This window comes from Caulobacter sp. GW821-FHT12D05 (assembly GCF_058807295.1).
Window position 1 is genome coordinate 638,192 of record NZ_JBXAQO010000004.1, and the last position, 22,932, is coordinate 661,123.

Here is a 22,932-nt window from a genome sequence, read left to right on the forward strand (position 1 = left end):
CTCCGCTTGAAGGAGCAAGTCATGTCCATGAAGAAGGTCGCCATCGCCGCGTCGTTGGCTCTCGCCGCGACCTTAGCGGCTTGCGCGACGCCTACGCCCTATCAACCGCGCGTCACGTCCGGCTCGACCACCGGCGGCTTCTCCGAACAGCGGCTGGAAAGCGACCGCTATCGGATCAGCTTCGCCGGCAACAGCCTGACCTCGCGCGAGACCGTCGAGCGTTACCTGCTCTATCGATCGGCCGAGCTGACCGTGCAGCAAGGCTACGACTGGTTCGAGACGGCCGACCACCGCACCGACCGCACGGCCCGCTCGTACGTCGAGCCCGATCCGTTCGCGCGTCCGGGCTTCGGCTATGGCTATCCGTACGGCTACTGGCGCCCGTCCTGGCGCTATTTCGGCGGCGGCTATGGCTGGCGCACCTGGGACCCGTTCTGGGGTGACCCCTTCTTCGCCGACCGCGCCCAGATCCGCACGGTGGAGCGTTTCGAGGCCGGCGCCGAGATCCTGCTGCACAAGGGCAAGAAGCCGGAAGGCGACCCGCGCGCCTACGACGCCCGCGAGATCATGAGCAACCTGGCCAGCACCATCCAGCGGCCAGTTCCGGGCAAGTAACGAAAAGCGCCCTTCCCCCTCGATGGGGGAAGGGTCGGGGATGGGGGTGATGCGGCGGTTCCGCCTGCATCGCCCTATCTCACCTCCACCCAACCCTCCCCCATCAAGGGGGAGGGCTTTTCTTTGCCTACCGCGGCGCCATGCGGATGCCGCCATCCAGGCGCACATCCTCGCCGTTGAAGTAGCCGCAGGTGATCATGGTGATCGCCAGCTGGGCGTACTCTTCCGGATTGCCCAGGCGCTTGGGGAACGGCACCGAGGCCGCCAGGCCCGCCTTCACCGCTTCGGGCGCATTGTTCATCAGCGGGGTGTTGAAGATGCCCGGCAGGATGGTGTTGACGCGGATGCCCTCGCTCATCAGGTCGCGAGCGATCGGCAGGGTCATGCCCACGACGCCGCCCTTCGAGGCCGAATAGGCCGCCTGGCCCATCTGGCCGTCCTCGGCCGCGACGCTGGCGGTGTTGACGATCGCGCCGCGCTCGCCGTCTTCCAGCGGCTCCAGGTCCAGCATGCCCTTGGCCGACTTGGCGATGCAGCGGAACGTGCCGACCAGGTTGATCTGGATGATGCGGTCGAAGGCGTCGAGCGGGAAGTGCTTGGTCTCGCCGGTGGCCTTGTCGCGGCTGGCGGTCTTGGCGGCGTTGCCGGTGCCGGCGCAGTTGACCAGGATCCGCTCCTGGCCGTGGGCGGCGCGGGCCTTCTCGAAGCCGGCGTCGACATCGGCGTCGCTGGTGACGTTGACCTTGCAGAACACGCCGCCGATCTCCTTGGCGACCGCTTCGCCCTTCTCTTCGTTGAAGTCGAAGATGGCGACCTTGACGCCTTGGGCGGCCAGGGCGCGGGCGGTGGCTTCGCCGAGGCCCGAAGCGCCCCCGGTGACGACGGCGGCGACGGTGTTGTCGAGTTTCATGGACGTTTCCCTAGGCTTTGCGTTTAGGATCGCTGTTGAGTGAGGGTTTAAACCGATGAGCCGCGACGCCAAACCGTCCCCCGACGTAAACGTCAACGAGGTGCTGGATCCCAAGAAGGCCCTCTCGCCCGTGACCGTGCGCGTCAACGAGGAGAAGGTGCGCGAGGGCTTCATGCCCAAGATCCGCAAGGTCGCCGCCAAGGTGCCGTTCGCCGCCGACGCCCTGTCGGTCTGGTGGGCCGCCCGCGATCCCGAGACCCCGACGGCGGCCAAGGGCATGATCTTCGCGGCCCTGGCCTATTTCGTCCTGCCCACCGACGCGATCCCCGACATCCTGCCGGCCATCGGCTTCACCGACGATGCCGCGGTGTTCGCGGCCCTGGTGGCGATCCTGGGCAAGACCATCAAGCCGCGCCACAAGGAGGCCGCCCAGGCCTTCCTGCAGAAACTGTCCCATGACGCCTGAGGCCCTGCTGTGGGCGATCGCCGCCGGCAGCGCCCTCGCCTATGGCCTGATCTTTGTTCATCAGCCCCCGTCTTTTCTACGAACGACCGTCAAGACCAGCGCCGTCGCGGCCTTGGCGGTGCTGGCCTATCTGGACGGCGGCTCAGTGCTGCTGGCCGTCGCCCTGGCCTTCTGCGCCCTGGGCGACGCCTTCCTGGCCGGGGATCCCAAGCGCTGGCTGCCGTTCGGCCTGGGCGCCTTCCTTGTCGGACACCTCGTCTACATCCCGCTTTTCCTGGAGCATGAGAGCACACCGCCCGCCCTGTTCTGGGTCGGCGCGATCGGGGTCGGCGCCGCCGCCGGCCTGATGCTGCGCCTGCTGTGGAGCAGCCTGGGCAAGCTGAAGATCCCGGTGATCGCCTATGTGCTGGCCATCGTCGGCATGGTCGTCTCGAGCCTGCTGCTGCCGGAACGCGCGATCGCGACCACGATCGGCGCCTTCGCCTTCATGGCCTCGGACGCCATCCTGTCCTTTGATCTCTTCAAGGGCGCCAAGCTGCTCAATTCCGCGCGCCTGACCGCCTGGGCCGTCTGGTTCTTCTATTGGGGCGGACAGGCGGCCATCTGCTGGGGCATGCTCAGCTAGACCTTTCGGAGACCGCCATGCTCGCCCTCGTGATCGCCGCGCTTGTCCAGGCCGCCGCTGCCGCTCCGCCGCCGCAAGCCGATCCCGAGGACAAGGCCGTCATGGCCGTGACCCAGGCCTTCCTCGACGGTCTGTCCGCCGCCGATCCCGAGGCCCTCAAGCCCCTGTTCCTGCCCGGCGCGCCGTTCATGGGCGTGCGAAGCCTGCCCGGCGGTCAGTTCAAGCTGGGCCGCGTCGCCTTCGAGGACAGCTACGGCAAGCGCCTGGATCCGGGCGTCAAGGAATGGATCTGGTCGCCGGTGATCATCCGCCGCGGCGGCCTGGCCACCCTGACCGCGCCCTATGAGGTCTCGCGCGACGGCAAGACCCTGCACTGCGGCATCGACGTTTTCACCTTCGCCAAGCAGGACGGCGCCTGGAAGATCGCCAGCATCAGCTGGACGGCCGAACCCGACGCCTGCCCCGAGCTGCGCAAGCTCTAGCCCACCCGGAACCGCAGCACCGCTCCGTTCCACAGCGCGTCGTCGTGGTCCTCCTCGACGATGTCGCGCACGCCCGGATAACTGGCCGCCGCCTGGCGCCAGAAGGCCAGGGCGCCGGCGTTGCGGCGGACCACCGCCGCCTCCCACACACCCCAGGCCGTGCCGAACAGGGCGTGGGCGGCCGCGATCCCCACCCCGCGCCGGCGGTGCTTGCGAACGACAAAGAACTCGGCCACCGCCCGGTCGATGGGGCTGCGGGAATGGGCGACGTCATTGACCAGGGCGAAACCGACCGGCAGGCCCTTGATCCGGAACAGCCAGGCTTCGCGGACCGGGTCGCTCCAGTAGGTCTCCAGCCCGGGATAACCGGAATAGAGCCCGTCCGGCCCCAGCTCGCCCTCGACTTCGCGGTCGAACCACAGCTCCGAGAAGTCGTGGATGTAGAGCTGCATGAGGTTGCCGACGATGTGCGCCTCGTCGGCGCCGGCGCGGCTGACGACCAGATCCAGCATCGACATGAATTTCCTCCGTGTGCGACAGGTTGTCGCGGACGAACCAGTGCTTAAGTTGGTCGGATGATCGAAGCCCTGCTCAGCAAAATGATCAAGACCGGCGACTTCACGGCGCATCTGCCGGGAGGCCGGGTCATCAAGGCGGGAGACGGCACGGGGCCGCCCGTGGCGATCCGGATCAACGGCCGGGGCCTGCGCCGCCTGGCCAATCCCAGCCTGGGCCTCGGCGAAGGCTATATGGAAGGCGACATCGTCTTCGAACAGGGCACGATCGACCAGCTGTTGACCATCGTCGGCGAGAGTGGCGGGCGAAAGCCCAAGCGCGGCTCGGCCTTCACGCGGTTTCGCAAGGCGCTGAAGCGGCGGATCCAGCAGGTCAACGACCGGGTGGCCTCGCGCCGGAACGTCTCGCACCATTACGACCTGTCCAACGACCTGTACCGCCGGTTCCTCGACACCGACATGCAGTACTCCTGCGCCTATTTCGAGCGTGCGGACATGACGCTGGAAGAGGCCCAGGAAGCCAAGAAGGCCCTGATCGGCCGCAAGCTGCTCATTGAGCCGGGCATGAAGACCCTGGACATCGGCTCGGGCTGGGGCGGGCTGTCCATGACCCTGGCCAAGGATTTCGGGGCCCAGATGACGGGCGTGACCCTGTCGACCGAGCAGCTGGCCCTGGCCAAGGAGCGCGCTGCCAAGGCGGGCCTGGCCGACAAGACCGACTTCCGCCTGACCGACTATCGCGACCTCGATGAAAAGTTCGACCGCATCGTCTCGGTCGGCATGCTGGAACACGTCGGCGCGCCGAACTTCCGGACCTATTTCGAGACTATCGCCAAGCTCTTGGACGAGGACGGCGTGGCCCTGGTCCACTCGATCGGCAAGATGCACGGACCGGGCGCGACCAACGCCTTCACCCAGAAATACATCTTCCCGGGCGGCTACATCCCCGGCCTGTCGGAGATCGTCACCGCCATCGAGCAGGCGGGCCTGTGGATCACCGACGTCGAGATCCTGCGCCTGCACTATGCCGAGACCTGCCGCATCTGGCGCGAGCGGTTCATGGCCGATCCGGACATCCCGACGATGTTCGACGCGCGGTTCCGGCGGATGTGGGAGTTCTACCTGGCCGGCGCCGAGCTGGGCTTCCGCCACGGCGGCCACATGGTCTTCCAGATCCAGCTGGCCAAGAAGCGGGACGCCGTGCCGCTGACGCGGGATTATCTGCTGCGCGCCTAAAACGCTCCAAAGATTGACGGAGACGGCGGGGCCGTTCATAGGCGCCGCCTGATCTCCTGAAGGAAGCGCCATGCTGGCCGACCTCCTGCGCCGCAAGCCCGTCGCCAATGTCGAGGGCGAACATCCGCCCGAGAACCTGCACCGCTCGATCGGCCTGTTCCAGCTGACCATGCTGGGCGTGGGCGCGACGATCGGCACCGGCATCTTCGTGGCCCTGACCACGGCCGTGCCGGCGGCGGGGCCGGCGGTGATCCTGTCCTTCGTGCTGGCCGGCATCACGGCCGCCCTGACGGCGCTGTGCTACGCCGAGCTGGCCTCGACCATCCCGGTGTCGGGGTCTTCGTACTCCTACGCCTACGCGACCCTGGGCGAGTTCGTCGCGTTCCTGGTCGGGGCGTGCCTGCTGCTGGAATACGCCGTCTCGGCCAGCGCCATCGCCGTGGGCTGGGGGCAGTATCTGAACGAGATGCTGGTCGACCTGGTCGGCTGGAAGATGCCCGACGCGATCGCGAAAGCCCCCGGGGCCGGCGGCATCGTCAACGTGCCGGCCGTGGTGCTGGTCGGGGCCTGCATGATCCTGCTGCTGCGGGGCGTGAAGGAGTCGGCGGCGATCAACGCCGTGCTGGTGGTGCTGAAGCTGCTCGTCCTGCTGTTCTTCGTGATGGTGGCCTTCAGCGGCTTCCACGCCGGCAACCTGACGCCGTTCATGCCGATGGGCGTGGCGGGCGTGGGCGCGGCGGCCTCGTCGATCTTCTTCTCGTATATCGGCATCGACGCGGTCTCGACGGCCGGCGAGGAGGTAAAGGATCCGCGTAAGACCCTGCCGCTGGGCATCGTGCTGAGCCTGCTGATCGTCACGGCGGTCTATATCCTGGTCGCCCTGGCCGCCGTCGGCGCCCAGCCCTGGACCGCGTTCAAGGGCCAGGAAGCGGGGCTGGCGGTGATCCTGCGCAACCTGACGGGCCAGGCCTGGACCTCGCTGATCCTGTGCGTCGGGGCGATCGTGTCGATCTTCTCGATCACCCTGGTGGTCATGTACGGCCAGACGCGGATCCTCTACGCCATGAGCCGCGACGGGCTGCTGCCCAAGGTGTTCCAGCGCCTGGATCCCAAGACCCACAGCCCGGACCTGAACACCTATATCGTGGCCGCCTTCATCGCGGTGCTGGCGGCGTTCGTGCCGCTGGACGTGCTGGTCAACCTGACCAGCATGGGCACCTTGATCGCCTTCGCCATCGTCTCGCTGGGCGTCATCATCCTGCGCCGCACCCAGCCGGACCTGCCGCGCGGCTACAAGGTCCCGCTATACCCGGTCCTGCCGGCGCTCAGCGTGGCCTTCTGCGGCTACCTGATCATCGGCCTGCCGCTGGACACCTGGCTGCTGTTCGCGGTGTGGGTGGCGGCGGCTTGCGCGATCTACTTCGGGTATTCGCGCAAGCACTCGCGGCTGAACGCCTAGGCGCTATTCCACCGTCACCGACTTGGCGAGGTTGCGCGGCTGATCCACGTCCGCGCCCTTCACCACGGCGACGTGGTAGGCCAGGAGCTGAATCGGGGCCGACATCACCAGGGTCGAGACCAGGGGGTCCGACGCCGGCGCCGTGACGACCACCTTGGCGCCGGCGGGCGCGTGCTTCACGCCTTCGGTGTCGGTGATGAAGATCACCTGGCCGCCGCGGGCCATGACCTCGCTCATGTTCGAGGCCGACTTCTCGAAATAGCTGTCGTGCGGGGCCAGGATGACGATCGGGGTCTGGTCGTCCACGAGCGCGATCGGACCGTGCTTCAGCTCGCCGGCGGCATAGCCCTCGGCGTGGATGTAGCTGATCTCCTTCAGCTTCAGCGCGCCTTCCAGGGCCAGGGCCGACATCGGGCCACGGCCGAGATAGAGGACGTCCCGCGCCTTGGCGACGTCGGCGGCGATATCCTTGATGGCGTCTTCCAGGCCGATGGCCTCGGCGATCAGGCGCGGGGCTTCCAGCAGCACCTTCACGAGGCGCTGCTCCTCGGCCGCGTCGATCGTGCCACGCGCCTTGGCGGCGGCGATGGCCAGGGCGATCATCACGCTGACCTGGGCGGTGAAGGCCTTGGTCGAGGCGACGCCGATCTCGGGACCGCAATGGATCGGCCAGACCACGTCGACCTCGCGGGCCATGGTCGATTCCTGGGCGTTGACCACCACCGCGCTCTTCATGCCCTTGGCCTTGCAGTAGCGCAGGGCCGCCAGGGTGTCGGCGGTCTCGCCCGACTGCGACATGGCCACGACCAGCGAGCCCGGCCGCAGGGCCGGCTGGCGATAGCGGAACTCCGAGGCGATCTCGACATCGACCGGCAGGTCGGCCAGCTGCTCGATCAGGTACTTGCCGACCATGCCGGCGATGAACGAGGTGCCGCAGGCGACGATCTGGATGCGTTCCAGCTTGGCGAAGTCGATGTCGCCCGGCACCGAGGCGCGCGAGGTCAGGGTGTCGACATAGGCCGCGATGGTGCGCTGGCAGCCTTCCGGCTGATCATGGATCTCCTTCTCCATGAAGTGCCGGTAGTTGCCCTTCTCCAGCATCACCGCCGAGGTCGGGACCACGCGAACGGGGTGGGTCACCGCCGCGCCCGTGGCGTCGAAGATCCGGTAGCTGTCGTGGTCCAGGGCCACGTAGTCGCCCTCGTCCAGATAGACGACGCGGTTGGTGAAGGGACCGACGGCCAGGGCGTCCGAGCCCAGGAACATCTCGCCCTGGCCTTCACCCACGACCAGCGGGCTGCCGCGACGGGCGCCCAGGATCAGGTCATTCTCGCCCTCGATCAGCACGGCCAGGGCGTAGGCGCCGGTCAGGCGGTCCAGCGTGGCCTTGAAGGCCTCCAGCGGCGGCAGGCCCGTGGCCAGCTCGGCGTCGATCAGGTGGGCGATGACCTCGGTATCGGTGTCGCTCGAGAACGTCCGGCCGGCGGCGGCCAGCTCGGCCTTCAGCTCGGCGAAGTTCTCGATGATGCCGTTGTGGACCAGGGTGACGCGGCCGGCGGTGTGCGGGTGGGCGTTCTGGACATTGGGCGCGCCGTGCGTGGCCCAGCGGGTGTGGCCGATGCCGGTCGTCGCGACCAGCGGCTCCTCGGTCACGACGGCTTCCAGCGCCTTGATCTTGCCCTTGGCGCGACGGCGCTCGACCTTGCTGCCGACCACACCGGCGATGCCGGCGGAGTCGTAGCCCCGATACTCGAGCCGCTTGAGGCTCTCGATCAGGCGCTCAGCGACGGGCTCTTTTCCGACGATGCCGATAATGCCGCACATGGGCCATGATCCCTTGTAGAACGCACGGACAGGATTATGCCTGTCGACGCGAGACTTGCTTGAGGCGCCTTTAGCACTGGCTAAAGACGCTCACTCGTAAATCTGCATTTCGGATCGTTTCGCGGTCCGACGAAGGCTTCAAAGAGACCAGAAGACGACCATGAGCAAGCGCGCCTATTTCGGCACCGACGGCATCCGGGGCCAGGCCAACAAGCATCCGATGACGGCCGAGGTCGCCCTGCGCGTCGGCCTGGCCGCCGGCAAGCTGTTCCGCTCGCAGGACGAGCGCCGCCACCTGGTGGTGATCGGCAAGGACACCCGCCTGTCGGGCTACATGATCGAGCCCGCCCTGGTGGCCGGCCTGACCAGCGTCGGCATGGATGTGCGGCTGTTTGGCCCCCTGCCCACCCCGGCCGTGGCGATGATGACCCGCTCGATGCGCGCCGACCTCGGCATCATGATCTCGGCCTCGCACAACAATTTCGCCGACAACGGCATCAAGCTGTTCGGCCCCGACGGCTACAAGCTGTCGGACGAGCAGGAGCTGAAGATCGAGGCCCTGATGGACGAGGGCCTGCAGGAAGGCCTCGCCGCCCCGCGTGACCTTGGCCGCGTCAAGCGCGTCGACGACGCGCAGGCCCGCTACATCGAGATCGTCAAGGCGACCTTCCCGCGCCACCTGAACCTGTCGGGCCTGCGCATCGTCATCGATTGCGCCCATGGCGCGGCCTACAAGGTCGCGCCCGACGCGCTCTACGAACTGGGCGCCGAGGTGTTCACGGTCGGGGTGGCCCCGAACGGCACGAACATCAACGCCGAGTGCGGCTCGACCCATCCCGAGGCCATGGCCAAGATGGTCCGCGAATATCGCGCTGACATCGGCATCGCTCTCGACGGCGACGCCGACCGCCTGGTGATCTGCGACGAGAAGGGCGTGGTCGTCGACGGCGACCAGATCATGGCCATCATCGCCGCAGCCTCGCACAAGGCCGGGACCCTGAAGGGCGGCGGCGTGGTCGCCACCGTCATGTCGAACCTAGGCCTGGAGCGCCAGCTGTCCACCCTGGGCCTGTCGCTTGAGCGCACCTCGGTCGGCGACCGCTACGTCATGCAGCGCATGCGCGAAGGCGGCTTCAATGTCGGCGGCGAGCAGTCGGGCCACCTGATCCTGTCGGACTTCTCGACCACGGGCGACGGCCTGATCGCCGCCCTGCAGGTGCTGGCGGTGATGATCCAGACCGACCTGCCGATGAGCGCCCTGGGTCGCCAGTTCGAAGCCGTGCCGCAGCTGCTGGAAAACGTCCGCTTCGCCGGCGGCAAGCCGCTGGAAGCCAAGGCGGTCAAGGAAGCCATCGCCGACGGCGAAAGCCAGCTGAACGGCTCGGGCCGCATCGTCGTCCGCGCCTCGGGCACCGAACCCTTGATCCGCATCATGGCCGAAGGCGATGATCCGGCCTTGGTGACCAAGGTGGTGAAGTCGATCGTCAGCGCGGTGAAGGCGGTCTGATCCCATGGACATGGGCGAGACCGGCTATGCCGCATTCCACGACGGCAATCTGCTCGCCATCGAGCTGGACCTCCCGGCCTGGGCGCTGACCATCCGGCTGGCCGCCTATCCCCCCGGCGTCCGGGATCATCGAATCCTGGTCGCCGTGCGCTTCGAGAAGGTTCGGGCCTTCTCGACCACGACTGACCCGGAACAACTGGCGATCCACGCCAGTTTCGGTAACATCGCTCACTGGATCCCGACCAAGGGCGTCAATACCGTGAACCTGGCCTTTGGCGCGATCACGTTCCATGCCGAAGACTTCTCGGTCACCCTGGGTGGCCCAGCGCCTGAACCCGAGCCGTACTGGCCTCCGGACGCCGAGGACGAGAACGGCCTGGACGGCTAAACGTCAGCAAGGGTTGGCGTCCCGCGCAAAAACCTCCATCATGTAGAAAAGCATCCCATATTTCGGGATCCACGTGATGGAGGAAGACATGCAGCGTACCGAAACCGCGCCTTACGAGGCGCGCGCATGAACCCGCTGCTCGGCGTCGTCTTCCACTGGCTGGGCGGTCTGGCCTCGGCCAGCTTCTATGTTCCGTATCGCGGCGTGAAGCGCTGGTCGTGGGAAATCTACTGGCTGACCGGGGGCATCTTCTCCTGGCTGCTGGCTCCGTGGCTGTTCGCTTCGCTGCAGACCCCCAACCTGATGGGCGTGATGAGCCAGGTGCCGCACGATGTCGTGGGCCTGTGCGTGCTGTTCGGCGTGCTCTGGGGTTTCGGCGGCCTGACCTACGGCCTGACCATGCGCTATCTGGGCCTCTCGCTGGGCATGGCCGTCGTGCTGGGCCTGTGCACCGTGTTCGGCACCCTGATCCCGCCGCTGGTGCGCGGCACCTTCGCCGCCACCCTGCTGGGCTCGACCTCGGGCAAGATCATCCTGCTGGGCCTCTTGATGACCCTGGCCGGCATCATCGTGGTGGCCATGGCCGGCGCCAAGAAGGACGCCGACCTGTCGCCCGACCAGAAGGCCGCCGCCGTCGCCGAGTTCGACTTCAAGAAGGGCATCGCGGTCGCGATCTTCTCGGGGATCATGTCGGCCTGCTTCGCCTTCGGCCTGGCCGCCGGCGAACCGGTCAAGGCCCTGGCCGCCGCGGCCGGCGCCGGTCCGCTGTGGACCGGCCTGCCGACCCTGTGCCTGGTGATGTTCGGCGGCCTGATCACCAACGGTATCTGGTGCGCCGGCCTGATCATCCGCAACAAGTCGGCCGGCCAATGGCTGGGCAAGACGGTCGAGGCGGAAACTGGCGAAGCCAAGGCCCCGCTGCTGGTCAACTACCTGCTGTGCGCCCTGGCCGGCACCGCCTGGTACTTCCAGTTCTTCTTCTACACGATGGGCGAAAGCCAGATGGGCAAGTTCGGCTTCTCCAGCTGGACCCTGCACATGGCCTCGATCATCATTTTCGGCACCCTGTGGGGCTTTGCCTTCAAGGAGTGGAAGGACGCCCGCCCCGCCGTGCGCAACATGGTCTGGGCCGGCGTGGCCCTGCTGGTCGGCGCGACCATCGTCATCGGCTACGGGAACATGATCGGGGGCTGAGGGCCCGTCCTCGTCCTTCGACAAGCTCAGGATGAGGACTACTTTTCGCGGCGGTTCACTAGAAACCTCACCCTGAGCCTGTCGAAGGGCGAGGTTTCGGCTCCTCAGAGCTCTTCCGCCGCCTCCACCACCCCCCGCAGATATTCCACATGCGCCCGGAAGGCTTTGCGGCCTTCCGGGGTCAGCCGGGCCTGGGTGCGGGGGCGCTTGCCGACGAAGTCCTTCTCGATCGCCACATAGCCGGCCTTCTCCAGGGTCGTCAGGTGGCTGCCCAGGTTACCGTCGGTGGCTTCCGTGATCGTTTTCAGGCGCGGGAAGTCCAGCGGCTGGCCCTTCTCGGCCGCCAGGGCGGCCATGATCTTCAGCCGCAGCGGCTGGTGGATCACATCATCGAGCCCGGCCATCGTCATGCGCTCCTCAGCCACAGGCCGCTGAGGAAGAGGCCGCCACCCCCGACCAAGGCCAACCACTCGGCCAGGTATTGGGGCCAGGCGTAGTAGCCCAGCAGGGTGGCCAGGAACACCACCGCCCCGATCACGGCGTAACGCCAGGCGGCCATCGTCACGCCCATCACCGTATAAAGGAAGCCCACGAACAGCCCCGGCAGGGCGATGTAGGGCAGGAGCTCGGTCTTGGGGAACACCGCCACGATCGCCAGGATGAAAGCCACGCACGCAGCCATGCCCAGGCTGGTCCGCCAGGCCTGGCTCGGCGCCCCGCCGTCGGCCGGCTTGAACCGGGACGACAGCACCAGCGTGCCGATGACCCCGACGGCGTCCAGCCCGCCCCACATCCAGCCCCAATATTCCGGCGCTAGCCTGGCCATGCCCAGATAGCCCAGGCCCCAGATCAGGCCCCACACCATCAGGATCGGCCCGGCGTGGCGGTAGCTGCGCAGCGCCATGCCCCGACGGGTCACGCTGTCGATCTGCGACAGGGCCGCCTCGGCTTCGTGTTTGGATACGCTCGTCATCACCAGCCTCCATGGTCAGAGAACTCTGTGACGCAGAGTTGGTCATAGTGGAAATGCTCTGTCAAGCAGAGTGCTCTGAACAAACCGGATTGGACGGGAAGATCCTCCCCCTCGCGGGGAGGTGTCGGCGCAGCCGACGGAGGGGGAAGTAGCGGGCTATCCGGTTACTTCCCCCTCCGGCCTTCGGCCGCCTCCCCCACAGGGGGAGGATCTACGGCGAACTACACCCCCACCTTCGGCGACTTCATCCGCCGCTTGTTCACGTGGTGGCTCGGCGCCTCGGCCTGGATCTCTTCCGGGTACTCACCCTTGAAGTAGAACCGCTGCCAGGCCTCCTTGGTCGCCTCCGGGTCGCGCTTGAAGATCAGCTTGTTGAACTCCGACCGCTTCTCGGCCCAGACGTCGTACTGGCGGCGCAGGTCGGGGTTGGAGTTCATCGAGCGGATCACTGGCTGGAAGGCCTCCATCGGCTTGTCCTGGATCGGCATGATGAAGCAGAAGGTCTCGCCCTTCTCGAACCGCACCGTGCCGGGGCGGGTGAAGATCCAGTTCATCGTGAACGGGAACGGCAGCCAGTCGGTCTCGATCACGCCGGCCAACGGCTGGATGCCGTCCTTGACGTGGTTGGGCGGACCCATGGCCATCAGCGACCAGCCCGGCGGCGTGCGGAACAGATAGCCGGTGTGGAAGGTCACGACACCGCGCGTGAAGTGCGACTTCACGAAGTCGGTGAAGCCCGGATACGGATGGTCGGGCTGGAACTTGATGCACTCCTGGTGCGCCCCGCCGTCCCAGCTCATCGAGAAGCCGACCGGACACAGAACGTCCCAGCCGGTGGTGTTGGCCATGGTCAGCGGCAGGCAGCGATAGGGATGGCGGTCGGCGAAATGATCCATCCAGGCCCGCTGCGGGCGGCCGGGCACGATTTCCGGCGGACGGTTCTCGGTGGGATAGCACTCCAGTTCCATGCCGGTCCTTTGCTCTTCTTCCTGCCCTAGGTGTTCTCTGGTCTAGCCCTGCGGGTGTTGGGCCGTCTAGAGAGACCTCATGAAGACCAGAGCCGACCTGTTCGCCTTTTTCGAGGCCCACGGCATTGCCGCCTCGACCCTTGACCACCCGCCGGTGTTCCGCGTCGAGGAGGGTCTGGAGATCAAGAAGGCCCTGCCCGGCGGCCACACCAAGAACCTGTTCCTCAAGGACGCCAAGGGCCAGCTGTGGCTGATCTCGGCCTTGGGCGAGACGGTCATCGATTTGAAGAAGCTGCACCATGTGATCGGCTCGGGCCGGCTGTCGTTCGGTCCGCAGGAGATGATGGTCGAGACCCTGGGCGTGACGCCGGGCTCGGTGACGGCGTTCGGCCTGATCAATGACGGCGAAAAGCGCCTGCGCTTCGTGCTCGACAAGGCGTTGGCGGAGAGTGACCCGGTCAACTTCCACCCGCTGGGCAACGACGCCACCACGGCGGTCAGCCAGGCCGACTTCCGCAAGTTCCTCAGCGCCCTGGGCGTCGAGCCGATGATCGTCGACTTCGAAGCCATGGAAGTCGTCGCCTAAGAGGCGAACACGCCGTTGCGAAGATGCGCGCCAGGGACCATCTTGGCGGCTAACGCGTTCCCTGCCTTGAGTACACGAGAGACCCGATGTCCCTGATCGGCGAAAAGCCCGCGACCCCTGCTAAAAGCGAGCACATCAAGGACGGCACGGACGCCAGCTTCATGGCGGACGTCATCGAAGCCTCGAAGACCCAGCCCGTCATCGTCGACTTCTGGGCCACCTGGTGCGGCCCGTGCCGCACCCTGACCCCGACGATCGAGAAGGTCGTCAACGCCGCCAAGGGCGCGGTGAAACTGGTGAAGATCGACGTCGACGCCAATCCGGGCTTCGCCGGCCAGCTGCGCGTGCAGTCGATCCCGACCGTCTACGCCTTCGTCGACGGCCGCCCGGTGGACGCCTTCCAGGGCGCCCTGCCCGAGAGCCAGGTCAAGGCCTTCGTCGAGAAGCTGACCGGTCCGGCCGGCCCCAGCGCCATCGACGACCTGATCGCCCTGGGCAAGGAATCGCTGGAGATCGGCGACATCGGCGGCGCGGCCCAGGCCTTCGCCCAGGCCCTGAACACCGACCCGACCAACATCAAGGCCCTGGGCGGCATGGCCCGCGCCTATCTGCTGGGCGGCGACCTTGAGGGCGCGGCTGAAGTCGTGGCCATGGCCCCGGCCGACGCCAAGGACCCCGACCTCGACGCCGCCCGCGCCGCCCTGGCCCTGGCGGAAGACGCGCCGTCCGAGACCGCCGAGTTCGAGAAGCGCCTGGCCGCCAACGCCGACGACCACGAGGCCCGCTTCGAGCTGGCCAAGGCCCTGGCCGGCGTCGGTCGCCTGGACGATGCCGCCGACCATCTTCTGACCATCATCGCCCGCGACCGTACGTGGAACGACGACGCGGCGCGCAAGCAGCTGCTGACGGTGTTCGAGGCCGCCGGCCCGACGTCCGAGACCGCCAAGCAGGGCCGGCGCAAGCTGTCGGCCATCCTCTTCAGCTAGGAGCGTCCATGCAGGGGAACTATCGCAAGCTCGCCGACTTGCCGCTGGTGATCCCAGTGTTCCCGCTGGACGGGGTCCTGCTGCTACCCGGCGGCCAGCTGCCGCTGAACATCTTCGAGCCGCGCTACCTGAACATGCTGGACGACGCCATGTCGGGCGAGCGGATCATCGGCATGATCCAGACCAAGCCGCACCAGGCCGCCGACAACGAGCGTCCGGCCCTGGCCCCGGTGGGGTGCGCGGGCCGCGTGACCAGCTTCGCCGAGACCAGCGACGGCCGGTATCTGATCACCCTGACCGGGGTCTGCCGCTTCCGGACCGGCGACGAGCTGCCGGTGCGCACGCCCTATCGCCAGGTCCGCGCCGACTTCACGCCGTTCGAGCCCGACCTGCGCGAGGACGCCGCCGGCGTGCGCACGGCGGCCGATATCGACCGCCTGCTGCTGGCCCTGCGGCGTTATCTCGATCACCGGGGCCTGGCCATCGACTGGGGCGACGCCGAGAGCGCGCCGTCGGACGCCCTGATCAACAGCCTGGCCATGGCCCTGCCGTTCGACCCGCTGGAAAAGCAGGCCCTGCTGGAAGCCGAGACGATCTTCGAACGCAAGGCGACCCTGACGGCGCTCCTGGAGATCGACGCGGCCGCCGGGGACGATGACGAACCGCATTCGATCCAGTAGAGAGGGCCCATGACGCAAGCCGCTCCCCCTCCCGTCGACGTCGATCCGCGCCTGCTGGAAGTGCTGGTGTGCCCCGTGACCCGGGGCGCGCTGGAATATGACCGCGCCAAGGGCGAGCTGATCAGCCGCTCGGCCAAGCTGGCCTATCCGATCCGCGACGGCGTGCCGATCATGCTGCCGGAAGAAGCCCGCGAGTTGGACGCCTAGCTAGAGCGCCACGCCCCGCAGCAGCTTGGGCAGGTCGCCCACCCCGCCGCCGGCCTCGTGCATGAAGAACCGGCGGGCCGGGGCAATCTGGTTGACCACCGCCAGGCCCGCGCCGCGCGCCAGGCGCATCAGCGGATTGTCGTTCGAGAAGATCCGCACGAAGGCGTCGAAGGCCACCGCGTTGCTGACCGTGTCGAACCGGCGCCAGCGGGCGTAACGTTCCAGCACGGCCTCGGCCCCGATGTCCTCGCCATTGCGAATGGCCTCGACCAGCACCTCGGCCAGGGCGGCGGCGTCCTTCAGGCCCAGGTTCAGGCCCTGCCCGGCGATCGGGTGCACGCCGTGGGCGGCGTCGCCGATCAGGGCCAGGCGCGGGGCGACCATGCGCTCAGCCAGCGACAGCGACAGCGGATAGACGAAGGTCGGGCCTTCGATCGTCACCTGCCCCAGGAAGTCGCCGAACCGGCGCATCAGGTGGGCGTGGAAGGCCTCCGGCGACGCATTGCGCAGGGCCTCGCCGCGCGCGGTGCTCTCGGTCCAGACCAGGCTGGCGCGGTTGTCGGTCAGCGGCAGGATGGCGAACGGGCCGCTGGGCAGGAAATATTCGTGGGCCACGCCCTTGTGCGGCTTCTCCATCCGCACGGTCGCCACCACGCCGGACTGGCCATAGCTCCAGCCGATCTCGCCAATGCCGGCGGCCTTGCGCAGGACCGAGCCCCGGCCCTCGGCGCTGACCGCCAGCGGCGCCGACAGCACTCGGCCGTCGGCCAGGGTCAGGCGGGCGCCGGCCGCGTCGACCGCGAGCGCCTTGGCCGCCATCGGGGCGATGACCGGGATCTGCTTTTCAGTGACCGCCTGGGCCAGGGCCTGGCGGATGCGGCGGTTCTCGACCAGGTAACCCAGCGGCTCACCTTCGATGCGGCCCGAGATCTCGCTGGAGTCAAAGCGCAGGAAGGCCGGCAGCGGCTTGCGCGAGGCCGCGCCCGGCGTGCGGCCGTCGGTGACCAGGATCTGCTCGATCCGCTGGGCGTGGGGCGCCAGAGCCTCGCCCGCCCCGATCGTGCGCCACTGGCGGAAGCTGGAATAGGCGATCGCCGAGCTGCGGCCATCGAACGTCGGGGCCAGCTGGGCCTCGAAAGGCTGGGGGTCGACCAGGAGCGGTTTCAGGCCACCCGACGCCAAAGCCAAAGCGAGGGTGGAGCCGGCCATGCCGGCGCCCGCGATGATGACATCCGCGTCCATGGCTACTTCGTCTCCGCATAGGGGGCCTTGGCGTCCTGGCGGACCAGGCCGCGCGTCGCGTCGCCCACGCCGATCAGCACGAACTGCACCGCCAGGGCGCAGAGGATCAGGCCCAGCACCCGCACCACGATGCTCATGCCGATCCGGCCCAGCACCTTGCTGATCAGCGGCGCGGCCCAGAACACCGCCACCATCACCAGCGACACCACCGAGATCACCGCCACGCCCAGGCCCACGCCCGCCCAGCCGAACGGCTTGGCCTCGGCGGCGTAGATGATCACCGTCGAGATCGCGCCCGGCCCGATCAGCAGCGGCATGGCGAACGGCACGATCAGGCGCTCGAAGCGCTTCTGGGCGTAGACCCGCGCCGACTGGCCCTCGATGCCCTCGGCCGCGTCGGCGAACATGGTGGTGAAGTCGTCGCGCAGCATGTCCAGGCCCAGAATGAACAGGATCACGCCGCCGGCGATGCGGAAGGCCGGCATTGAGATGCCGAAGAAGGCCAGCAAACCCACGCCCGTGAAGAAGAAGAAGATCAGGAACGCCGCGACGAACAGGCCGATATAGACGGCCACCATTCGCCGCCCCGCGGCGGCCGCGCCCAGGGTGGCGGCGGCGAACAACGGCACGTTGCCGATCGGGTCGATCAGGGCGAACAGCGCGACGAAGAAGTTGACGGCGAGTTTGGCCTCGGTCATTCGACGTCCTTACCTTTCAGATCGCGCCAGAGCTTCGCCCTTCCTAGGGCGGACGATCGTGCGCGCCAACCCCGGGGACCGAATATGACCGCCGACGCCCGCCTGATCGTCCCGCTGGACCTGCCGACCACCGACGATGCGCGCCGCATGGTCGAGCAGCTGGGCGACGCGGTCAGCTTCTACAAGATCGGCCTGGAGCTGCTGGCCAGCGACGGCATGACCCTGGCCCACGAGCTCAAGGCCAGCGGCAAGTCGATCTTCCTGGACTGGAAGCTGCACGACATCGGCGCGACCGTGGAGCGTTCGGCCCGCGTCCTGGCCCAGAGCGGCTGCGACCTGCTGACGGTCCACGCCGAGCCGCAGGTGATGAAGGCGGCAGTGAAGGCGCGCGGCGACTCGAGCCTGAAGATCCTGGCCGTCACCGTGCTGACCAGCCTGACCGACGCCGACCTGGTCGAGATGGGCTACAGCTTCAACGCCCGCGACCTGGTCGAGCGCCGTGTGCGCCAGGCCATCGAATGCGGCGTCGACGGCATCGTCTCGAGCCCGCACGAGGCGGCGCTGGCTCGCGAGATTGCCGGCCCTGATTTCCTGATCGTCACCCCCGGCGTACGCCCCGACTGGTCGGCCAAGAACGACCAGGCCCGCGCCGCGACCCCGGCCGACGCCATCCGCGCCGGCGCCAGCCACCTGGTCTGCGGCCGCCCGATCACGGCGGCGAACGACCCGCGCGAAGCGGCGCTGAAAGTGGTCGAAGAAATCAAAGGGCTCTGAGCCACTAGATGCTCCCCCGCGATGCGGGGGAGCTGTCGCGGAGCGACTGAGGGGGCCAGTGCTGCCTAGGCCGAGTTAGCCCCCTCCGGCCCTCTGGGCCACCTCCCCCGCATCGCGGGGGAGGATCTATTTCACCACCATCCCCACGCCCCGCGCCCTCGGATCCGCCTCCGGCACCGGCGTCCGGCCCACGACCTGGATCGCCTCCATGTCGCCGCTGAAGTCCTCGACCCACTTGTAGCCCCGCCCCTCCAGCGCGCCCTTCAGCGCCGCCGACGGCGGATACCCCGGCTCGTAGAAGATCACGTTCTCGGGCAGCAGCTGATGATGGTAGCGCGGCGCGTTCTGGGCCGCCTTCAGGCTGAGCTTGAAATGGTAGACATTGGCCAGCACCTGGAACACCCAGGTGAAGATCCGCGAGCCGCCCGGCGTGCCGATGACCATGGCCGGCCGCCCGTCCTTGACCAGGATCGTCGGCGTCATCGACGACAACGGCCGCTTGAACGGCGCAATGGCGTTGGCCGCCCCGCCGACCACGCCATAGACATTCGGCGCGCCCGGCTTGGCCGAGAAGTCGTCCATCTCGTCGTTGAGGATGAACCCCGCCCCCTCGACCACCACGCCCGAGCCGAACCAGCCGTTCAGGGTGTAGGTGTTCGACACCGCGTTGCCCCACCGGTCGACGATCGAATAGTGCGTCGTCTGCGGCTTCTCCAGGCCCGGAACTACCGCCTTGGTCGGCGAAGGCCTGTCGGGATCCACCTCCCGCGCCCGCCGCGCCACATAGGCCGGGTCGATCAGGTTGGAGACCGGGACCTTCACGAAATCCGGATCGCCCAGATATTCGGCGCGGTCGGCATAGACGCGCTTTTCGATCTCGGCCAGCAGGTGGACATACTGCGGGCTGTTCAGCGCCACGCCTTTGAACCTCGGCGACAGGTCCTGCTTCATCAGCAGCATCTGCATCAGGGCGACGCCGCCCGAGCTGGGCGGCGGGGCGGTGATGACGTCGTAGCCGCGCCACTTGGCGGTGACCGGCGTGCGCCAGACGGCCTTGTAGCCGGCCAGGTCGGCCTTGGTGATCAACCCCTTCACCGGCCCGCGCTGCATCTGGGCGACGATCTGGTCGGCGGTCTTGCCCTCGTAGAAGGCCTTGTCGCCGTCCTTGGCGATCCGCTCCAGCGTCGCGGCCAGCTCGGGCTGCTTGAACATCGTCCCGGCCTTCACCGGCGCGAAATAGTCGCGGAAATTGGTCTTGGAGAACTGCGGCGGAACCTCCTTGACCAGCACGCCGGCGAACTGGTCGTTCACCCGGAAACCCTCGCGGGTATAGCGGATGGCCGGAGCCAGCACCCGCGCCCAAGGCAGCTTGCCGAACCGCTTATGGGCCATGGCCAGGCCCCGCACCGTGCCCGGCGTGCCGGCCGCCAGATTGCCGAACAACGACAGGTCCGCGATCGGCTCGCCATCCTTGCCCAGATACATGTCGGCCGAGGCCGCCGCCGGCGCGGTCTCGCGATAGTCCAGGAAGTAGGGCTTGCCGTTGACGTACAGGGTCATGAACCCGCCGCCGCCCAGATTGCCGGCCTCGGGATAGGTCACGGCCAGGGCGAACCCGGTCGCCACCGCCGCGTCGACGGCGTTGCCGCCGGCCTTGAGGATCTCCTGCGCCGCCAGCGCCCCGTAGCGGTCGGGCGAGGCCACCGCCCCGGCGTCCAGCGCGCGGGCGGCGACCGCTTTCGATTTGGCGGGCGCGGCCAGGCTCGGCGGCGCGACCAGCAGGGCGACAGAGACGAGAGCAGCAAGCAGACGCAAGGCAGGCCTCCAGGCGATGGAAAGCCCAGCTAGGCACGACCGCGGCGGTTCGGGAAGCCATGCTCCGTGCATGGACTATGCTCACCCCCGAGCGCGCGCGCTGAAGTTCGCATAGAAGGCGCCAGCGCCTCGGGACCAATATCCGGGCTCAAGCTTGGAGAAGACCCGATGAAGCTTCCGGCCCTGAGCGTTGCCGCCTTGATGCTAGCCAGCGCCGGCTTGGCGCAGGCTGCCTCGACCGAACGCCTGTCGGTCGTCGCCAACGGCGAGATCGTCGGCTCGGTCGAGGCCGTGACCGACGGCGCCAGGACCTCCGTCGAGTACAAGGTCGACAACAACGGCCGGGGCCCCAAGCACCACGAGGACATCGTGCTGGGCAAGGGCGGCCTGCCGGTGTCGTGGACCATCAAGGGCAGCTCGCTGATGGGCGGGCCGGTCGAGGAGAGTTTCGCCTGGGCCGACGGCAAGGCCCACTGGAAGAGCCAGGCCGACGCCGGCGAGACGCCCGCTCCGGCCGCGCCGCTGTACATCGTCAACGACGACAGCCCCTGGGCCTCGTACATCTATGCCCGCGCCGCCCTGTCCAAGCCCGGCGGCCAGATCGCCGTGCTGCCGGCCGGCAAGCTGACCGCCACACCGGTGCGCCAGGTCACCCTGGGCGCGGGCAAGACGGCCGTCTCCGGGCGGGTGATCCGGCTGACCGGCGTCCAGGTCAAACCGACCTATGTGATCCTCGACAAGGCCGACCGCCTGCTGGCCAAGTTCGGCGACGGCGACATGGCCGTCCGCGCCGGCTACGAGGCCTCGGCCGCCCAGCTGCGGGATCTCGCGACCGACCTGGAAGGCCAGCGGATGCGCGAGATCGCGAAAGCCGTGGCCCACCGGTTCGACACGCCGGTGCGCATCCGCAACGTCCGCGTCTTCGATCCCCGGACCGGGGCCCTGGGCCCGCTATCGACCGTGGTGGTCATGCGCGATGTCGTCACCCAGGTGCTGCCGGGCGATGGCGGGCCGCCGCCGGCCGACCAGACTATCGTCGAGGGCGAAGGCGGCGTGGTCTATCCCGGCCTGCACGACATGCACTCGCACGCCTCGCTGGACTCGGGCCTCTATTACCTGGCCGCCGGCGTTACCAGCACGCGCGACATGGGCAACGTCAGCGCCTTCCTGCTGGACCTGATGCCGCGCATCGAAAGCGGCGAGATCGCCTGGCCGCGCATCGCCCCCGCCGGCTTCCTGGAAGGCCGCAGCCCCTATTCGGCCCGCAACGGCTTCATCCCCGCAACCCTGGAGGAAGGCCTGGCCGACGTGCGCTGGTACGCCGATCGCGGCTATGGCGAGATCAAGATCTACAACTCGATGAACCCCGACTGGGTCAAACCCCTGGCGGCCGAGGCCCATCGCCTGGGCCTGGGCGTCTCGGGCCACGTGCCGGCCTTCGACACGCCCGACCGCGTCATCGAGGACGGCTACGACGCCATCGCCCACATCAACCAGCTGATGCTGGGCTGGATCCTGGATCCCACCGAAGACACCCGCACACCCCTGCGCCTGACGGCCATGGCGCGGGCCGGCAGCCTCGACCTCAACTCGGCGCGGGTCCAGAAGACCGTCGGCCTGATGAAGACCCACGGCGTGGCGCTGGACACCACCGCCAGCATCGTCGAGCAGTTGATGCTGAGCCGGGCCGGCCAGACCCAGGTCGGCCAGCAGGACTTCCTCTCGCACATGCCGATCGGCTTCCAGCGCTACCGCAAGCGCTCGTTCGTGACGATCAAGAGCCCGGCCGACGACGCCGCCTACCAGGCCGGCTTCGCCAAGGTCATCGAGACCATCGGCATGCTGCACAAGGCGGGGATCCGCCTGCTGCCCGGCACCGACGAAGCCACGGGTTTTTCGATGCTGCGCGAGCTGGAGCTCTACGTCCAGGCCGGCCTGACCCCGGCCGAGGCGCTGCGTTCGGCGACCCTGGGCAGCGAGGAGTTCCTCAAGCGCACCGACCGCCTGGGCGTGATCGAGCGCGGCAAGCTGGCCGACCTGGTCCTGGTCGCCGGCGACCCGACGAAGGACATCTCGGCCATCCGCCGGCCGCGCATGGTGATGAAGGGCGGCGCGGTCTATTTCCCGTCCGAGATCTACGCGGCGATCGGGGTGGAGCCGTTCGCCGCGCCGCCGGCCGTGCGGCCGGCCACTGCCGCGAAACCGGCCGCCAATGGCGATGCCGGGTTTGGCTATCCGGACGAGCATCTGGATGAGTTCTAGTGCGGGCCTGAGCTCAGCCTCAAGTTCCCCCCAACCCGATCATCCCCGCGAAAGCGGGGACCCAAGCCGAGTCAGAGGACCATCGCTCGGCCTTACCCATCCTGAAATCCAGCTTGGGTCCCCGCTTTCGCGGGGATAGTCGGTGATGGGGATAGGCTTCTCGCGCAAAGCCGCTCCTCCCTTATGTTTCGGAGGAGCCTGCCAGCCTCAGAAGTCGACCGCCACGCCCTTCTTCTCCCAGTCGCCGAAGCGGGTAGGTTCGGGGCCGTCGCGGCCGCCCTTTTCCGTCGGCAGGGCGGCAGCGGCTTCAGCGGCGCGGCGAGCAGCGGCCTCCTCCAGCGCGCGGCGGGCGGCGGGGGTCAGATCCTTGCCCGGAGCGGCGCCCAAAGAGGCGTCCGCCGGGGTTTGCGACGAAGCTTGCGACGAAGACGGCTGATCCTGCGACATGGCGAAAGTTTAGCACCAACGCGGTTGCGGGCGCCAGTTTGGCAGTGTTCAACGCCCGACCTTGAATATCGAC

At 68.0% G+C, this 22,932-nt stretch carries 25 protein-coding genes; 15 read left to right on the plus strand and 10 right to left on the minus strand.

The genetic code is table 11. From position 1 onward, the window contains the following. The first annotated feature begins 21 nt into the window (after positions 1-21). Positions 22-615, plus strand: a complete 594-nt coding sequence (locus AC1RRR_RS21195; RefSeq protein ID WP_492815848.1) for a CC0125/CC1285 family lipoprotein — start codon at positions 22-24, stop codon at positions 613-615. 127 nt (positions 616-742) lie between these two features. Here the strand turns inward: AC1RRR_RS21195 and AC1RRR_RS21200 are convergent, their stop codons facing one another. Next, entirely contained in the window at positions 743-1,525 is a 783-nt protein-coding gene (locus tag AC1RRR_RS21200; RefSeq protein WP_492815849.1) for an SDR family NAD(P)-dependent oxidoreductase, read from the minus strand. 55 nt (positions 1,526-1,580) lie between these two features. On the opposite strand from AC1RRR_RS21200, the gene AC1RRR_RS21205 reads away from it, so the two are divergent. From AC1RRR_RS21205 to AC1RRR_RS21215, 3 genes are read left to right on the plus strand one after another with little or no spacing between them, the layout of a single operon-like run. Beyond that, positions 1,581-1,991: a YkvA family protein gene (locus tag AC1RRR_RS21205; protein ID WP_492815850.1), complete on the plus strand. Its 411-nt coding sequence runs from the start codon at positions 1,581-1,583 to the stop codon at positions 1,989-1,991. Continuing rightward, complete coding sequence (locus AC1RRR_RS21210; protein ID WP_492815851.1) at positions 1,981-2,616, plus strand: lysoplasmalogenase family protein; 636 nt, start codon at positions 1,981-1,983, stop codon at positions 2,614-2,616. The genes AC1RRR_RS21205 and AC1RRR_RS21210 overlap by 11 nt, the downstream gene beginning before the upstream one ends. A gap of 17 nt (positions 2,617-2,633) precedes the next feature. Then, complete coding sequence (locus AC1RRR_RS21215) at positions 2,634-3,098, plus strand: nuclear transport factor 2 family protein (protein WP_492815852.1); 465 nt, start codon at positions 2,634-2,636, stop codon at positions 3,096-3,098. Here the strand turns inward: AC1RRR_RS21215 and AC1RRR_RS21220 are convergent. Next, entirely contained in the window at positions 3,095-3,610 is a 516-nt protein-coding gene (locus AC1RRR_RS21220) for a GNAT family N-acetyltransferase (RefSeq protein WP_492816587.1), read from the minus strand. The two genes, AC1RRR_RS21215 and AC1RRR_RS21220, sit on opposite strands and share 4 nt — an antisense overlap. Positions 3,611-3,673: 63 nt before the next feature. Between AC1RRR_RS21220 and AC1RRR_RS21225 the strand changes: the two genes are divergently transcribed. Continuing rightward, positions 3,674-4,849 carry a class I SAM-dependent methyltransferase gene (locus AC1RRR_RS21225; RefSeq protein WP_492815853.1) on the plus strand — a complete coding sequence of 392 codons (1,176 nt, stop codon included), beginning with the start codon at positions 3,674-3,676 and terminating at the stop codon, positions 4,847-4,849. Positions 4,850-4,919: 70 nt separating this feature from the next. Then, the gene (locus AC1RRR_RS21230) at positions 4,920-6,308 is read left to right on the plus strand and encodes an amino acid permease (RefSeq protein WP_492815854.1); all 1,389 of its coding nucleotides are present in this window, start codon (positions 4,920-4,922) and stop codon (positions 6,306-6,308) included. 3 nt (positions 6,309-6,311) lie between these two features. Here the strand turns inward: AC1RRR_RS21230 and glmS are convergent, their stop codons facing one another. Continuing rightward, positions 6,312-8,132: a glutamine--fructose-6-phosphate transaminase (isomerizing) gene (gene glmS, locus AC1RRR_RS21235; protein WP_492815855.1), complete on the minus strand. Its 1,821-nt coding sequence runs from the start codon at positions 8,130-8,132 to the stop codon at positions 6,312-6,314. Positions 8,133-8,292: 160 nt separating this feature from the next. Between glmS and glmM the strand changes: the two genes are divergently transcribed. The 3 genes from glmM (at position 8,293) to rhaT (ending at position 11,221) form a co-directional block, all read left to right on the plus strand. Beyond that, the gene (glmM, locus tag AC1RRR_RS21240) at positions 8,293-9,639 is read left to right on the plus strand and encodes a phosphoglucosamine mutase (RefSeq protein ID WP_492815856.1); all 1,347 of its coding nucleotides are present in this window, start codon (positions 8,293-8,295) and stop codon (positions 9,637-9,639) included. A 4-nt stretch (positions 9,640-9,643) separates the two neighbouring features. After that, positions 9,644-10,027: a hypothetical protein gene (locus AC1RRR_RS21245; protein ID WP_492815857.1), complete on the plus strand. Its 384-nt coding sequence runs from the start codon at positions 9,644-9,646 to the stop codon at positions 10,025-10,027. Between the two features lie 126 nt (positions 10,028-10,153). Next, on the plus strand, positions 10,154-11,221 hold the full coding sequence (gene rhaT / locus AC1RRR_RS21250; RefSeq protein WP_492815858.1) for an L-rhamnose/proton symporter RhaT: 1,068 nt from the start codon (positions 10,154-10,156) through the stop codon (positions 11,219-11,221). 104 nt (positions 11,222-11,325) lie between these two features. Here the strand turns inward: rhaT and AC1RRR_RS21255 are convergent, their stop codons facing one another. From AC1RRR_RS21255 to AC1RRR_RS21265, 3 genes are all read right to left on the minus strand, one after another. After that, positions 11,326-11,625 carry a winged helix-turn-helix domain-containing protein gene (locus AC1RRR_RS21255; protein ID WP_492815859.1) on the minus strand — a complete coding sequence of 100 codons (300 nt, stop codon included), beginning with the start codon at positions 11,623-11,625 and terminating at the stop codon, positions 11,326-11,328. Positions 11,626-11,627: 2 nt separating this feature from the next. Then, positions 11,628-12,194 carry a hypothetical protein gene (locus AC1RRR_RS21260; protein ID WP_492815860.1) on the minus strand — a complete coding sequence of 189 codons (567 nt, stop codon included), beginning with the start codon at positions 12,192-12,194 and terminating at the stop codon, positions 11,628-11,630. A 221-nt stretch (positions 12,195-12,415) separates the two neighbouring features. Further along, positions 12,416-13,162 carry a DUF6065 family protein gene (locus AC1RRR_RS21265; RefSeq protein WP_492815861.1) on the minus strand — a complete coding sequence of 249 codons (747 nt, stop codon included), beginning with the start codon at positions 13,160-13,162 and terminating at the stop codon, positions 12,416-12,418. Between the two features lie 79 nt (positions 13,163-13,241). Here AC1RRR_RS21265 and AC1RRR_RS21270 point away from each other — a divergent pair, with 79 nt between their 5' ends. The 4 genes from AC1RRR_RS21270 to AC1RRR_RS21285 all read left to right on the plus strand — a co-directional run bounded on the left by AC1RRR_RS21270 (position 13,242) and on the right by AC1RRR_RS21285 (position 15,621). After that, positions 13,242-13,748, plus strand: a complete 507-nt coding sequence (locus AC1RRR_RS21270) for a prolyl-tRNA synthetase associated domain-containing protein (protein ID WP_492815862.1) — start codon at positions 13,242-13,244, stop codon at positions 13,746-13,748. An 86-nt stretch (positions 13,749-13,834) separates the two neighbouring features. Continuing rightward, positions 13,835-14,734, plus strand: a complete 900-nt coding sequence (gene trxA / locus AC1RRR_RS21275; protein WP_492815863.1) for a thioredoxin — start codon at positions 13,835-13,837, stop codon at positions 14,732-14,734. 8 nt (positions 14,735-14,742) lie between these two features. Beyond that, on the plus strand, positions 14,743-15,414 hold the full coding sequence (locus tag AC1RRR_RS21280) for an LON peptidase substrate-binding domain-containing protein (protein WP_492815864.1): 672 nt from the start codon (positions 14,743-14,745) through the stop codon (positions 15,412-15,414). A gap of 9 nt (positions 15,415-15,423) precedes the next feature. After that, on the plus strand, positions 15,424-15,621 hold the full coding sequence (locus AC1RRR_RS21285; RefSeq protein WP_454713630.1) for a Trm112 family protein: 198 nt from the start codon (positions 15,424-15,426) through the stop codon (positions 15,619-15,621). On the opposite strand, the gene AC1RRR_RS21290 is transcribed toward AC1RRR_RS21285, so the two are convergent. Together AC1RRR_RS21290 and AC1RRR_RS21295 are read right to left on the minus strand one after the other, a co-directional pair. After that, complete coding sequence (locus tag AC1RRR_RS21290) at positions 15,622-16,863, minus strand: UbiH/UbiF/VisC/COQ6 family ubiquinone biosynthesis hydroxylase (protein WP_492815865.1); 1,242 nt, start codon at positions 16,861-16,863, stop codon at positions 15,622-15,624. Positions 16,864-16,865: 2 nt separating this feature from the next. After that, positions 16,866-17,561: a MarC family protein gene (locus AC1RRR_RS21295; protein WP_295111207.1), complete on the minus strand. Its 696-nt coding sequence runs from the start codon at positions 17,559-17,561 to the stop codon at positions 16,866-16,868. An 84-nt stretch (positions 17,562-17,645) separates the two neighbouring features. Between AC1RRR_RS21295 and pyrF the strand changes: the two genes are divergently transcribed. Then, on the plus strand, positions 17,646-18,335 hold the full coding sequence (pyrF, locus tag AC1RRR_RS21300; protein WP_492815866.1) for an orotidine-5'-phosphate decarboxylase: 690 nt from the start codon (positions 17,646-17,648) through the stop codon (positions 18,333-18,335). A 126-nt stretch (positions 18,336-18,461) separates the two neighbouring features. Here pyrF and ggt read toward each other — a convergent pair whose 3' ends face one another. Further along, positions 18,462-20,222, minus strand: a complete 1,761-nt coding sequence (gene ggt / locus AC1RRR_RS21305; RefSeq protein ID WP_492815867.1) for a gamma-glutamyltransferase — start codon at positions 20,220-20,222, stop codon at positions 18,462-18,464. Positions 20,223-20,318: 96 nt separating this feature from the next. Here ggt and AC1RRR_RS21310 point away from each other — a divergent pair, with 96 nt between their 5' ends. Next, positions 20,319-22,412, plus strand: coding sequence for an amidohydrolase family protein (locus AC1RRR_RS21310; protein ID WP_492815868.1), 2,094 nt, complete (start codon positions 20,319-20,321; stop codon positions 22,410-22,412). Positions 22,413-22,619: 207 nt separating this feature from the next. Here AC1RRR_RS21310 and AC1RRR_RS21315 read toward each other — a convergent pair whose 3' ends face one another. After that, on the minus strand, positions 22,620-22,859 hold the full coding sequence (locus AC1RRR_RS21315; protein ID WP_492815869.1) for a DUF1674 domain-containing protein: 240 nt from the start codon (positions 22,857-22,859) through the stop codon (positions 22,620-22,622). Positions 22,860-22,932: the final 73 nt, after the last annotated feature.